Genomic DNA, 12,644 nt, shown 5'->3' with positions numbered 1-12,644 from the left:
ATGTATGTAGCAGTCAAAGGCGGAGAGCGGGCAATCGAGAATGCCCATGCCTGGCTCGCCGAAGAACGCCGCGGTAACACGGATATCGCGGAGCTCAGCATTGCGCAAATCCGCGAGCAACTAAGTCTTGCCGTCAATCGCGTCATGGCCGAAGGGTCGCTTTATGATCCGGACCTTGCGGCACTTGCAATCAAGCAGGCGCGTGGCGATCTGATCGAAGCGATCTTCCTCATTCGCGCCTATCGCACCACTCTGCCGCGCTTTGGTGCGTCCGAGCCTGTCGATACCGGCATTATGGCCTGCGATCGACGCATCTCGGCCACGTTCAAGGACTTGCCCGGCGGGCAGGTCCTGGGCCCAACATTTGACTACACGCACCGTTTGCTTGATTTCAAACTGGCCGCTGATGGCGAGGTGCCCAAGGCTCCATCACGTGACGCCGAGACGGGCACTGTCCCGCATGTCACCGAATTCCTGAACCGCGAAGGGCTGATCGAAGAGGCCCCCCATGACGATACGCCGCCCCCCGACCTGACCCGCGAACCACTGGAAATGCCCGCCGACCGCGCCCTGCGCCTGCAAGCGCTGACCCGCGCGGACGAAGGTTTTACCCTTGGCCTCGCCTACTCCACGCAGCGCGGCTACGGGCGCAACCATGCCTTTGTGGGCGAGCTGCGGATCGGGTCAGTTCCGGTTGAGATGGACATCCCCGAACTGGGATTTGCCGTCGAGATCGGAGAAGTGATCTTGACCGAATGCGAAACCGTCAACCAATTCACCGGCTCGAAAACCAAGCCGCCACAGTTTACCCGCGGGTACGGGCTGGTCTTTGGCCAGACCGAGCGCAAGGCGATCTCTATGGCCTTGGTCGATCGCGCGCTACGCTGGGAAGAATTGGGCGAGGATAACGTTGGTGCACCCGCCCAGGACGCAGAATTCGTTTTGTATCACGCCGACAACATTCAGGCGACGGGGTTCCTAGAACATATCAAACTGCCCCATTACGTCGATTTTCAGTCTGAATTGGAACTGGTGCGCAAGCTCCGTCGCGAAGCGGGTGCGCTACAGGTGCAGGAGGCAGCGGAATGACCGAGTATAACTTCGCCTATTTGGACGAGCAAACAAAACGGATGATCCGCCGTGCAATCCTTAAGGGGCTTGCCATTCCCGGCTATCAGGTCCCTTTCGCCTCTCGCGAGATGCCGATGCCCTATGGCTGGGGAACAGGCGGCGTGCAGGTGTCAGCTGCGGTGCTGACGCCCAAGGACACGTTCAAGGTGATCGACCAAGGGGCCGATGACACCACAAACGCAGTTTCAATACGGACTTTCTTTCAACGCACTGCTGGAGTTGCGACGACCACTGCGACAAGTGATGCCACTGTGATCCAGACCCGGCACCGCATCCCCGAAGAGCCGCTGCACGAGGGTCAGATCCTTGTCTATCAGGTGCCGATCCCCGAACCGCTGCGTTTTCTTGAACCCCGTGAAAGCGAGACACGTAAGATGCACAGCCTTGAAGAATATGGACTGATGCATGTGAAACTTTATGAAGATATCAGCCGCCACGGTCATATCGCCACCTCTTACGCCTATCCGGTCAAGGTCGAGGGGCGCTATGTGATGGATCCCTCGCCGATCCCCAAATTCGATAATCCCAAGCTGGGTGATATGGCCGCAATCCAGCTTTTTGGCGCAGGCCGCGAGCAACGTATTTATGCGCTGCCCCCATATACCCAAGTGGTCAGCCTCGACTTTGAGGATCATCCGTTTGAGGCGTCCAAGGCTGATCACCCCTGCGGGATGTGCGGTGCGACAGACAGCTATCTGGATGAGTTGATCATCGATGACGCCGGTGGGCGGATGTTTGTCTGCTCTGACACCGATTATTGCGAAGCGCGCCAGGCAACGGGCCACAAAGGAAAGGACGCAGCATGACACCTTTGCTTTCTGTTCAGGGCATCACCAAGCGATATGGTGCGCATATCGGTTGCGCCGATGTGTCTTTCGACCTGTATCCCGGTGAGGTTGTGGGGATCGTTGGCGAAAGCGGATCAGGCAAATCCACCTTGCTCAATTGCATGGCAGGGCATCTGACCCCCGATGCGGGACAGGTTGTGTTCGACACCCGTACCGACGGTCCACGCGATACAATTACGATGTCCGAACCCGAACGCAGGATGCTCGGTCGCACCGATTGGGCTTTTGTACACCAACACGCCCGCGACGGGCTACGCATGGGCGTCAGCGCCGGTGGCAATGTAGGCGAGCGGTTGATGGCTGTGGGAGATCGTCACTACGGCGATATCCGCGAAAAGGCCACGGACTGGCTGGGGCGGGTCGAGATCGATGCGTCACGTGTGGATGATCGCCCTACAACATTCTCTGGTGGGATGCAGCAACGCTTGCAAATAGCACGCAACCTTGTCACGGGCCCACGTCTTGTGTTCATGGATGAACCCACCGGCGGTCTAGATGTGTCGGTTCAGGCGCGACTGCTGGATCTGCTGCGCGGTCTGGTGCGTGACATGGGTCTATCGGCGATCATTGTAACCCATGACCTGGCTGTTGTTCGCCTGCTGGCGGACCGCCTGATGGTCATGAAATCAGGCCGCGTGGTCGAGGCGGGCCTGACAGATCAGGTGCTGGACGATCCGCAGCATGCCTATAGCCAGCTTCTTGTCAGTTCTGTTTTACAGGTATGAGCCATGATTGAACTCAAAGACGTCTCCAAAACCTTTACCCTGCACAATCAGGGAAGTGCCGTGATCGAGGTGATCAGCGATGTGTCCTTCGCGGTTGCCCCTGGCGAATGCGTGGCGCTCACTGGGGCCTCTGGTGCTGGTAAATCCACGCTAATGCGGATGATCTACGGCAATTACCTGACGCAGGCAGGTGAAATTCGCATTGGCGGTTTGGACATCGTGCGGTCTGAGCCGCGCGACATCATAAAATTGCGCCGTGATGTGCTGGGCTATGTTAGCCAGTTCCTGCGTGTGGTGCCGCGAGTCCCAACGCTCGATGTGGTTGCAGAGCCTCTGCGCGCTTTGGGCGTACCGGCAGACGAAGCGCAGGACCGCGCATCGGCGCTTCTGACCCAACTAAACATCCCAGAACGACTGTGGTCTTTGTCCCCCACTACCTTCTCCGGCGGAGAGCAACAGCGCGTGAACATTGCCCGTGGCTTTGCCCATACCTACCCTGCAATGTTACTTGATGAACCTACCGCGAGCCTCGACGCTGCGAACCGCGAGGTGGTGCTCTCCTTGATCGAGGACGCCAAAGCGCGCGGCGCGGCCATCATTGGCATTTTTCATGATGAGGCGGCCCGTACCCGTGTCTGTGATCGCGAAATTGATGTCGGTCGATTTACGCCCGGAATGGCCGCATGACGCTTGCCTCAAAGTCTGGGGGACGCCTCATCGCGGTTGTCGGCCCATCGGGTGTTGGCAAGGACAGCGTGATGGCGGGCCTACACGACGCAATACCCGATTTGCATATGGTGCGCCGCGTCATCACACGAGCGCCTGACTTGGGCGGAGAGAATTACGATGCTGTGTCAGTGGCACAATTTGAAGCCATGGTGGAAGATGGGGCTTTTGCAGTACATTGGCGCGCGCACGGGCTGTATTACGGCATTCCGATTAACGTCAAATACCAACTTGGCAAGGGGACCGATTGCCTTGTCAATTTCTCTCGCAAGGCTCTGGCCCAAGCGGCCGAGATTTTTCCACGCTTCATAGTTCTCAACATCACCGCGAAACCGGAAACACTTGCGCACCGTTTGGCCGCGCGGGCCCGTGAGACGGAAGAAGAGATCAGCAAACGCCTTGCGCAGGCTGACAAGCCCTTGCCGGTTGGGCTCAAGGTAATCAACCTCGCCAATGATGGTCCGCTGTACCAGACCATCGCCCGGGGCGCGGCACTGCTTCAGCCGGTGAGTTTGTAGCGATGGATTACTTCGAACCGGCCATCTTCCCGCTCACCGCACAAAGCGATCTGGTCAAGGACAAAAAGGCCAGACAGGTCCGGCAAATAACGCCGCACAGCGGCCGACCATACGGCGATGTCAGCCTGCGGCAGCCGCGCCGTCAGTGTCATGTGGAACCGAAACTCCTCCATCACGTAAGGATAGCCCCATTGCGCGAGCAGCGCCTCTTGCGGTGGGCTCAGACCAACTTTGCGGCGACGCGCGAGTTCTGCCTCGGAAGCCGGGGCGCGAAATCGATCAAGCTCGCGCACACAGGCTCCAGCAACCCGGCGCACAGCTTGCATATCGTCTTGCGGAGTCAGCGCCAGAAAACCGCCCAAAGTCGTCAATTCCAATTCGTTGCATATGGCTGGCGCGAGGCCTGCAGCAAGGTCAGATGCAGCGGCTTCCAAAGCTTTCACGTCTTGCCCTTCAGCCAGACGAAAGGGCGGCTTCAATGTCGCATGAAACCCGTATTTGCGCGGTGTCATCGTGATGTCATCCAAACCCGGCATACTAGGCTGGGGTGCCTCACGGCCATGCAAAACATCCCAACCAAGCCAGGACGCACCAAAATCGGCCAAGGGCCCTTTTGACGGCACATAATAAATTGCAAATCGAGAGTATGACATGAATTCCCCTTTTTCCACGACCTCGTTAACGACGGCTTGTGACAACCATGTGTCAAGCGACCTATGTCTCGCCAATGCACAGCTTGTGTTGGAAGATCAGGTGCTCACTGGTGCGGTGACCATCGAACAAGGCGTTATTTGTGACATTACTGAAGGGGATCATGTCCCGACCGGTGCCGTGGATTGTGCCGGTGACCTCGTTATTCCCGGTCTTGTCGAACTGCATACAGATAATGTCGAACGCCATATCGAACCGCGTCCGGAGGTGGACTGGCCACATTTGCCCGCCCTGATCGCACACGATGCAGAACTGGCCTCCACAGGCATCACGACGGTGTTTGACGCCATGCGGGTGGGGTCCATCCACAGCGGCAAGGGACGCTACATCGACTACGCCCGAAAGCTGGCGGATGAACTCTTGGCAGCGCGTGCACAAGGGTATTTCAAGATTAGTCATTTCCTCCATCTGCGGGCCGAAATCTGTTCAGAGACGCTGCTTGAGGAATTGGCGGCGTTCGGCTCGTCAGACCGGGTCGGCATCGTCAGCCTTATGGATCACACCCCGGGCCAGCGCCAGTTCCGTGACCTGACCGCGCTTAAAACCTATGTTGCTAAAAAACGCGGGATGAACGACGCGGAGTTTACCGAACATGTTGAGACCCTGTTGGGTCTGCAAAAACGCTTCGGGGCAAAACACGAGGCAGGTGCAGTGAAAGAGGCCCGCCGCCTGGGTGCAGTTCTGGCCAGCCATGATGATACCACGGCCGATCATGTCGGAACCTCTGCGGTGAACGGCGTGGGTTTTGCCGAGTTTCCCACAACGGTTGAAGCCGCAGCCACCTGTCGCATCCACGGCATTGCCGTGATGATGGGTGCACCCAACCTGATCCGCGGCGGATCCCACTCTGGCAATGTTGCAGCGGAGGAACTTGCAAAGGCCGATCTTCTCGACATTGTCTCATCAGACTACGTGCCCTCGGCACTGCTTTTGTCGGCCTTCCGCCTTGCAGATATTTGGAATGACCTTCCCCGCGCCATTGCTACAGTGACCAGCAACCCCGCGAGTGCCGTGCGGTTGCGTGACCGTGGTGCTTTGAAAACAGGTTTGCGCGGTGACGTTCTGCGCGTGCGCAAAATCGGCGAAACGCCTCTGCTCCGCGGCGTTTGGAGCCAAGGCAACAAAGTTGGTTGAGGTTTTTTGGAGGTGCGACAGCATACGTCACAAAGGTTTCATGAAACTGTAGCGCCATTGATACGCAGCCCCACTATTCATCCGAATGAATAAACCTGGAGGGTGCTATGAAACTGAAATCTCTTTTGCTGGGTGTAAGCCTTGCCGCTGTGTCTGCCTTTGCAGCGACAGCAGAAACCTGGAAACTTGCCGTCACAGATGTTGAAGGCATGGAACGCCTGCAACTGGAATGGGGCCCGTTTAAGGAGGCGCTTGAAGTGGCCACCGGCGACACATTCGAATTCTATGCAGTAAACTCGCGCACGGCTGCAGCCGAGGCGCTGCGCGGTGAGACCGTGGATTTTGTAGTCTCTGGACCTGCAGAATATGTGGTTATCAACAAGCTGACCAATGCCACGCCGCTGATCGGCCTCGGTCGCCCTGATTATCACTGTGCCATTATCGTGCGCGCTGACAGCGGCATCAACGTGCCTGCTGATCTGGTCGGCAAGTCGGTCGCCTTTGGGGATATCGGTTCGACCTCGAACATGCTTTGCCCCATGCAGGTACTCGCTGATCACGGCGTTGATCCAGTCAACGACATCAAGAAAACACACACCTCGCGCAACATCGCCCATGAGGCGCTGAAGAACGGCGATGTGGATGCCATCGGCTCCAACGCCGGCAGCTGGCTGAATGTCCGCGCCAAGGAAACAGAATTGCCCTACGGCTTCTTCAAGATGATCGCGCGCTCGGGCGACCTGCCCAACGACATGATCATGGTAGGTACGCATGTACCAACCGAAGCTGCGACAGCCGTGCGTGATGCCATTCTCGAGAACAAGACCCAGATCATCGCGGGCATCACAGCTCACGAAGAAAACGACAAATATGTCGGCATGGACCTCGTTGCGATTGAAGACAGCGCATATGACTACGTCCGTTCGATGTACTCGAATGCGGGATACCCTCAGTTCGACAATTTCATCGGTGACTGATCTTTTGCTGAGACGTCCGGCGGCACCGGATGTGCTGACTGAACAAACCGGGGCGGCCTTCGCCCCGGTTTCGCATGTCGATATAGAGGCTCGCGCCGTTTCCAAATCCTTTGGAACAACGCCCATCTTTTCCGACGTGAGTTTCCGCCTCGCCCGCGGAGAGGCAACAGCACTTGTTGGTGCCAACGGCACGGGGAAATCGACCCTGCTGCGCTGCCTGATGGGGTTGATCCCAACCTCAGGTGGCAGTGTGCATTTGCTGGGACAGCAGACAGATGAAACGACCGGGCGCCAGATGCGCAACATTCGCGCGCAGATCGGGCTGGTCTCTCAGAAGCACAATCTGGTGCCCAGACTGTCTGTGCTTTCGAATGTCTTACACGGTCTTCTAGGCAAGCATCCCGGCATACGTCATTGGAGCCATTCGCTCGCCCCCCAGTCCTCTCGGGAAACTGCCATGCAGGCGTTGGAACGTGTGGGCCTCGCTGATTTCGCGCACCGGCGCGCGGATCGGCTGTCGGGCGGGCAGTCGCAACGCGTGGCCATTGCCCGCGCCATCGTCAGCGCGCCCAAGGTTCTCTTTGCGGATGAGCCTTGCGCGTCACTTGATCCAAGTGCAGGCGAAGACGTGATGGAGCTGTTCTTCCGGCTTGTCCGCGACGAAAACGTGACAGTCGTCTTTACGTCGCACAACATTGAACATGCATTGAAATACGGCGACCGCGTGCTTGGCCTTGCGCAGGGGCGCATTCAGCTTGATGCGACAGCAGCCTCGCTGAGTTCCGCCGATCTGAGAGGCCTTTATGACTGATACCGCGCCTCCCCGGAATGAACGGGCCCGATTTGAACTGGCGCGGTTTGAGCGGCCCTCGGCCATCAGTTTTTTGGGCTATGCGCTTGGACTTGTCATCATCTTCTGGTGCCTCGCCGGTGCCGGCTTCTCGCTTGAAAAAGTAGCCAGCTCCCCACCCCGCTTTGCCGATTTTGCCGCGCGGGCCTTCCCGCCGAACCTTGACCCACAAGTGCTCACACGGCTGGGCTGGAAAATGGTCGAGACACTGCAAATCGCTGTTGCCGGTGCCGTGATCGGGGTAATCATATCTGTTCCTGTCGCCCTCTTGGCGGCAAAGGGGCTGATTGCCGGCCCATGGGTGAACCAAATTATGCGCACCGGGCTGAGTTTCATCCGTGCTGTCCCCGATATCGCCTGGGCTTTGGTGTTTGTCGTTGCCGTGGGCCTTGGTCCCTTTGCTGGCATGCTGGCAATCGTGATCGACACAATCGGCTTTTGCGGACGCTTTTTCGCCGACGACATGGAAGCAACCGACAAAGGCCCCGCCGAGAGCCTAACAGCCACTGGTGCGCGGAAACTCGATGTTGTGGCCTGTGCCACGATCCCCGGCAGCCTGCCTGCTTTCATTTCCACCTCTCTCTTTGCCTTGGAGAAAGCCGTCCGGTCGTCGACTATCCTTGGCCTTGTCGGTGCGGGTGGTATCGGGATCGAGCTTAAAGTTGGCTTTGACCTTTTCGACTACCCCACAGCGATGACCGTGATCTTGATGATCGCAGTTGTTGTGATCGGGATCGAGCTCGTCAGCGGCTGGGCCCGCACCAAAATTATCGGAGAACAACGGTGAAATCGGATACAGCAGACCAGCATTGGAATGACCAATGGAAATCCATCGAAAAAGATAGCAAGTGGCTGACGCCCGAGAAGGACGTGCAAGAATGGGCGGCTGGTCTGGCACAAAGTGCACGCATTCTTGATCTGGGGGCGGGCGTGGGGCGTCACGCGCTTTGGCTGACAGCCCAGGGCTTTGACGTGATCGCTTTGGATGCCGCGCCCGGCGGGTTGGCAGAGATTGAAAGGGCCGGTGGCGTAGAAACAATTCTGGCCCGCATGGATACGCTGCCGTTCAAGGATCACGCCTTTGATCACGTGCTCAGCTGGAACGTGATCTACCATGGCGATGAAGACATCCTGCTGCGCACCATTGCCGAAATTCGTCGCGTACTGAAGCCCGGCGGCAGTTATATAGGCACCATGCTGTCCAAACGCCGCCTGCCGCATGAGCAGGCGAAATACACAGGTCGTGAAATCAGCCGCAACGCATGGGTTTTTGATGCACCCGGTACGGACAAAATGCATCCGCACTACTATTGCGCGGCGGCCGATCTGTTGGCCCTGTTTTCGGGCTTTGAATGCCTGAGGCTTGAGGACCGTGAACACGAAAAGCCGGGGACTTTTCACTGGCATCTGACAATGGAGCGACTTTGAATGATTACCTTTGAAGGCGCACAGGTCTACCTGCCTGGCGAGATCACTGAGACGACTGTTGCCATCAGCAATGGCAAGATCGTCGAATTAGGTGGCCCCACGCAAGGCGAGGTGATCGACGCACGTGGATTGATATTGGCCCCTGCCCTGATCGACGTACATGGCGATGCGTTCGAACGCCAGCTGATGCCCCGTCCAGGGGTTTTCTTCCCAACCGAAACAGCGCTCATCGACACTGACCGCCAACTTGCAACCAACGGGATAGCCACCGCTTATCACGCCATCACGCTGGGATGGGAGCCGGGGCTGCGCGATGTGGCACGCGGCCGCGAACTCATGCAAGCCATGCGCGATCTGGCCGCACGGCTGACCGTGGAAAACCGCGTGCAGCTTCGGTGGGAAACCTTCGCGTTCGAGGCTTTGGACGTGATCGAATGGGCGCTTGCGGGGCCACTATTACCTTCCGTGGCATTCAATGACCACACGTCTATGACCATGCGGGCCTATGACGTGCCAATCCAGGACCGCGCTTTTGAGCTGTCCCCGGATTTTTCAATCGCGTCGCTAGACGACGCGCGCATGAAAAAGCGCGCCGCTTCCAAAGCCCATCGTGCTGGGCTGAGCGAGGAAGACTATATCGCGCTCCTGGGCCACGTCTGGGATCGGCGCAGCGAGGTGCCGGACGCGATCGCATCGGTTGCACAGATGGCCCGTACAGCGGGAGCGCCCATGCTAAGCCACGATGATACACGGGCGGAAACCCGCGCCTATTTCCGCGAGCTTGGCGCAGGAGTGGCGGAATTTCCGATGGTGATTGAGGCGGCAGAAGCGGCCCGCAAAGGTGGTGATCCGATCATCTTTGGCGCGCCGAATGCCGCCCGTGGAGGAAGCCATATCGGCTCGCTTGGTGCAGGTGACATGGTGGAGGCCGGTCTGTGCGATGCGCTCGCTTCGGATTATTTCTACCCCGCCATGCTGGCTGCAATTGCCAAGCTTGACGCAGAGCGCCGCGCGGATCGGCTTGCGCTTTGGTCGCTCGTCTCATCTGGCCCCGCGCGGGCGATGGGTTTGCCCGACCGGGGCGACATCACTGTTGGCAAGCGCGCGGACCTTGTTTTGGTGGATTGGCCCAACGGCTCCGTCCCAGCCATTCAGGGGACATGGGTTGCGGGCCGTTGCGCCTATCGCGGTATGCCTGCTGGATGAACCTGCCAAGACTGAACCGCGATTATCTTCCTGCCATTGGACTCGGCGTAACCCAGATCATGGGGTACGGGACATTGATGTATGCCTATGCGGTGCTCTTACCAGAAATGGCAAGGGATCTTGGACTGACCCTGTCAGAGGTATTCGGCATTCTATCGCTGGGCCTTTTCTTTGGCGGCCTGGTCTCACCCATTGCCGGAAAACTGGTGGACCACTGTGGCGGTCGCTGGGTGATGACACTGGGCTCAGTCGTAGCCAGCCTTGCGCTGATGGCGATGAGCCAAATTGAAGGGCGCATCGGGTTGTTTGTGCTGATCCTGGTGGCCGAAGGCGCGGGTATGTTCGTGCTGTATAATGTGGCCTTTGCCAGTGTGGCGCGACTAGATCTAGGCGTTCTGCCGCAACGCTCGATTTCTGTCATCACGCTTTTTGGCGGGGTCGCCTCGACTATTTTCTGGCCGCTGACTCTCGCGCTGTTTAACCGGTACGGCTGGGAGACAACGTGGGTGATCCTCGGCTTCAGTGCCTTGCTGATCTGCACACCGATCCACTTCTTTGTCTTGCGCGGGCCTGAACGCGAAGCCGATGCACCCAAGCCTGACAATGCGCCGGACTGGCCCGAACTGACCGGACACCTGCGCAAGCAGGCAATGCTGTGGATGGTCGTTTCTTTCATTTTTTCAGGCTACCTGATGGGCGCTGTTATGACACTTTGGGTGACCAATGTTCAGGATTTGGGCCACACAGCGGCCATGGCAGCCTTCGCCGGCGCCGTCATCGGCCCGTTCAAAACCGTGGGCCGGTTTTTCGAGATGGTGGTGAGTCGCAGCATGTACCCGTTGGTGACCTATGCGCTTAGCCTCGGCCTGATGTTTTCTGGCTTTGTCGTCCTGTTGATCTTCGGATTTACGTTAACTGGACTTCTGCTTGCAGCCGCACTTTACGGAATGGGCGACGGGATCAAAACCATCGCGCGCGGTACCCTGCCTTTGGCGCTATTCGGTGCCAAAGGCTACGGTGCACGACTCGGGTGGATCTCCTTCGTGCAAATGGGGATCAACGCCTCCGCCCCTTTTGCTTTTGCATGGACCACACAAACCTACGGCGGCTGGTGGTCTTTTGCTGTCATGGCCCTGTGTCTTTGCTGTGCCATCGCTACCTATATGTTTATTCCCGACCCAAGGACCCACAGACATGACCCCGCTCAAAATAGGCGCCTGCCTGAAAACATCTGAGATTGCAGACCACCGCGATTGGCTGTTTGATTCCGCCCGCGATATCGAATTACAGGATTTCATGTCCCATGTCGCGCTAACCACCGGATTCGACGATCGCATTGCCGCCGCCAAGACGGCGCTTGATGGGCATACTGGACGCCTTGGCATTCATGGGCCCTTTGAAGGTCTGGATATCGACAACAAAGACTCGGAACTGCGCCCGATCATTACTGCGCGGTTCCTCAAAGCTCTCGAGGCCGCGGATCGGATCGGCGCGCGCCAGATGGTCCTGCATTCCCCTTACACGGCTTGGTATCAGAACAACTTCTTCAGTTTTCCGGGCTACGCCGAAAGCAAGATTGGCCGCATCCATCAAATCCTAGACCCCGTCGTGCGCGCAGCCGAAGACATGGGCATCACTCTTGTGATCGAAAACATTCAGGACGTTCGCCCAGAAACACGTCGCGCGATGGTGGATGGCTTTGGCTCACAAGCAATCGCACTTTCCATCGACACCGGGCACGCTCAGTTAGCCCGTCGCATGTCTGGCGCCCCACCCGTCGCCGACTTTATCACTGATGCCGGTGCGCAGCTTGCCCATGTCCACCTGCAAGACGTCGATGGCCATGCCGACCGCCACTGGGCCCCGGGGGAAGGGGAAATCGAATGGACAGCCGTCTTCCGTGCCTTGGCTGCTTGCGAAAACAACCCGCACCTCGTGTTGGAACTGCGTGATAAGGTCGAAATTCCGAAGGGGTTCAGTGCGTTGCAGAATCTAGGTTTGGTGATTTGAGCGGAACAATTTCAGGCGGTGTTAGCCGTCTGACATAACGCTGTCCCACTGCTCAATACGAGCTGATAAAAGTTCCATCAACTAACACTCAATGATGGGCCGCACCAATCCTTAGGCTATGGTTCTGACCATCATCGTAACTTCATTCTTAGCAACTAGACTGTGCTTGGCGAATCGATCAGACCTCAATACCGTCATGCCATTGTTACAATTAGGCTGGGGGTCTTATGACACATTACATTGCAGAATTAGATGAGTCACAAGAAATTGCTGCCGTTTGGGTAAAGGAAAAGGCGGCGCGGGGGCCAACTGTCTTTGACCCCCAAAAGCATATTTTTGATGCCAACACGGCTTCGAGGTATTTTGGCGCGCCAAAGGAG

General features: G+C 57.7%; 14 protein-coding genes. 13 read left to right on the top strand and 1 reads right to left on the bottom strand.

Annotated features, from left to right (window positions below):
- The 5 genes from PFRI_RS05685 to phnN are packed head-to-tail and all read left to right on the top strand — an operon-like array spanning position 1 to position 3,948.
- Complete coding sequence (locus PFRI_RS05685; RefSeq protein WP_072629757.1) at positions 1-1,089, top strand: carbon-phosphorus lyase complex subunit; 1,089 nt, start codon at positions 1-3, stop codon at positions 1,087-1,089.
- Positions 1,086-1,937 (top strand): alpha-D-ribose 1-methylphosphonate 5-phosphate C-P-lyase PhnJ, encoded by an 852-nt coding sequence (locus PFRI_RS05680; protein ID WP_072629756.1) that lies wholly within the window; start codon positions 1,086-1,088, stop codon positions 1,935-1,937. The genes PFRI_RS05685 and PFRI_RS05680 overlap by 4 nt, the downstream gene beginning before the upstream one ends.
- Positions 1,934-2,704 (top strand): phosphonate C-P lyase system protein PhnK, encoded by a 771-nt coding sequence (gene phnK / locus PFRI_RS05675; RefSeq protein ID WP_072629755.1) that lies wholly within the window; start codon positions 1,934-1,936, stop codon positions 2,702-2,704. The genes PFRI_RS05680 and phnK overlap by 4 nt, the downstream gene beginning before the upstream one ends.
- Before the next feature lie 3 nt (positions 2,705-2,707).
- Positions 2,708-3,391 (top strand): phosphonate C-P lyase system protein PhnL, encoded by a 684-nt coding sequence (phnL, locus tag PFRI_RS05670; protein WP_072629754.1) that lies wholly within the window; start codon positions 2,708-2,710, stop codon positions 3,389-3,391.
- Positions 3,388-3,948, top strand: a complete 561-nt coding sequence (gene phnN, locus PFRI_RS05665; protein WP_072629753.1) for a phosphonate metabolism protein/1,5-bisphosphokinase (PRPP-forming) PhnN — start codon at positions 3,388-3,390, stop codon at positions 3,946-3,948. The genes phnL and phnN overlap by 4 nt, the downstream gene beginning before the upstream one ends.
- On the opposite strand, the gene PFRI_RS05660 is transcribed toward phnN, so the two are convergent.
- Positions 3,930-4,601 (bottom strand): DUF1045 domain-containing protein, encoded by a 672-nt coding sequence (locus PFRI_RS05660; RefSeq protein ID WP_072629752.1) that lies wholly within the window; start codon positions 4,599-4,601, stop codon positions 3,930-3,932. The two genes, phnN and PFRI_RS05660, sit on opposite strands and share 19 nt — an antisense overlap.
- Between PFRI_RS05660 and PFRI_RS05655 the strand changes: the two genes are divergently transcribed.
- From PFRI_RS05655 to PFRI_RS05620, 8 genes are all read left to right on the top strand, one after another.
- Positions 4,600-5,793: an alpha-D-ribose 1-methylphosphonate 5-triphosphate diphosphatase gene (locus PFRI_RS05655; RefSeq protein WP_072629751.1), complete on the top strand. Its 1,194-nt coding sequence runs from the start codon at positions 4,600-4,602 to the stop codon at positions 5,791-5,793. The two genes, PFRI_RS05660 and PFRI_RS05655, sit on opposite strands and share 2 nt — an antisense overlap.
- A gap of 107 nt (positions 5,794-5,900) precedes the next feature.
- Entirely contained in the window at positions 5,901-6,770 is an 870-nt protein-coding gene (locus PFRI_RS05650; RefSeq protein WP_072629750.1) for a PhnD/SsuA/transferrin family substrate-binding protein, read from the top strand.
- Positions 6,763-7,581: a phosphonate ABC transporter ATP-binding protein gene (locus PFRI_RS05645; RefSeq protein WP_245812277.1), complete on the top strand. Its 819-nt coding sequence runs from the start codon at positions 6,763-6,765 to the stop codon at positions 7,579-7,581. The genes PFRI_RS05650 and PFRI_RS05645 overlap by 8 nt, the downstream gene beginning before the upstream one ends.
- The gene (phnE, locus tag PFRI_RS05640) at positions 7,574-8,407 is read left to right on the top strand and encodes a phosphonate ABC transporter, permease protein PhnE (RefSeq protein ID WP_072629749.1); all 834 of its coding nucleotides are present in this window, start codon (positions 7,574-7,576) and stop codon (positions 8,405-8,407) included. Before PFRI_RS05645 ends, phnE begins: the two co-directional genes overlap by 8 nt.
- Entirely contained in the window at positions 8,404-9,048 is a 645-nt protein-coding gene (locus PFRI_RS05635; protein WP_072629748.1) for a class I SAM-dependent methyltransferase, read from the top strand. Before phnE ends, PFRI_RS05635 begins: the two co-directional genes overlap by 4 nt.
- Positions 9,049-10,254 carry an alpha-D-ribose 1-methylphosphonate 5-triphosphate diphosphatase gene (locus tag PFRI_RS05630; RefSeq protein ID WP_072629747.1) on the top strand — a complete coding sequence of 402 codons (1,206 nt, stop codon included), beginning with the start codon at positions 9,049-9,051 and terminating at the stop codon, positions 10,252-10,254.
- Positions 10,251-11,489, top strand: a complete 1,239-nt coding sequence (locus PFRI_RS05625; protein WP_072629746.1) for an MFS transporter — start codon at positions 10,251-10,253, stop codon at positions 11,487-11,489. Before PFRI_RS05630 ends, PFRI_RS05625 begins: the two co-directional genes overlap by 4 nt.
- On the top strand, positions 11,449-12,264 hold the full coding sequence (locus tag PFRI_RS05620) for a sugar phosphate isomerase/epimerase family protein (protein WP_072629745.1): 816 nt from the start codon (positions 11,449-11,451) through the stop codon (positions 12,262-12,264). Before PFRI_RS05625 ends, PFRI_RS05620 begins: the two co-directional genes overlap by 41 nt.
- The last annotated feature ends 380 nt before the right edge of the window (positions 12,265-12,644 follow it).

Origin of the sequence: Planktotalea frisia (assembly GCF_001890925.1) — a bacterium.
In the GTDB taxonomy this organism is placed as follows: domain Bacteria; phylum Pseudomonadota; class Alphaproteobacteria; order Rhodobacterales; family Rhodobacteraceae; genus Planktotalea; species Planktotalea frisia.
The sequence above is the reverse complement of the archived record's forward strand: the minus strand, read 5'-3'. Positions and strand labels throughout refer to the sequence as shown.

Coding starts and splice junctions, on each gene's coding strand:
- PFRI_RS05650 (WP_072629750.1), top strand. CDS start 5,901: ATGAAACTGAAATCTCTTTTGCTGGGTGTAAGCCTTGCCGCTGTGTCT.
- phnE (WP_072629749.1), top strand. CDS start 7,574: ATGACTGATACCGCGCCTCCCCGGAATGAACGGGCCCGATTTGAACTG.
- PFRI_RS05625 (WP_072629746.1), top strand. CDS start 10,251: ATGAACCTGCCAAGACTGAACCGCGATTATCTTCCTGCCATTGGACTC.
- PFRI_RS05630 (WP_072629747.1), top strand. CDS start 9,049: ATGATTACCTTTGAAGGCGCACAGGTCTACCTGCCTGGCGAGATCACT.
- PFRI_RS05660 (WP_072629752.1), bottom strand. CDS start 4,601: ATGTCATACTCTCGATTTGCAATTTATTATGTGCCGTCAAAAGGGCCC.
- PFRI_RS05620 (WP_072629745.1), top strand. CDS start 11,449: ATGACCCCGCTCAAAATAGGCGCCTGCCTGAAAACATCTGAGATTGCA.
- PFRI_RS05685 (WP_072629757.1), top strand. CDS start 1: ATGTATGTAGCAGTCAAAGGCGGAGAGCGGGCAATCGAGAATGCCCAT.
- phnN (WP_072629753.1), top strand. CDS start 3,388: ATGACGCTTGCCTCAAAGTCTGGGGGACGCCTCATCGCGGTTGTCGGC.
- PFRI_RS05680 (WP_072629756.1), top strand. CDS start 1,086: ATGACCGAGTATAACTTCGCCTATTTGGACGAGCAAACAAAACGGATG.
- PFRI_RS05655 (WP_072629751.1), top strand. CDS start 4,600: ATGAATTCCCCTTTTTCCACGACCTCGTTAACGACGGCTTGTGACAAC.
- phnL (WP_072629754.1), top strand. CDS start 2,708: ATGATTGAACTCAAAGACGTCTCCAAAACCTTTACCCTGCACAATCAG.
- phnK (WP_072629755.1), top strand. CDS start 1,934: ATGACACCTTTGCTTTCTGTTCAGGGCATCACCAAGCGATATGGTGCG.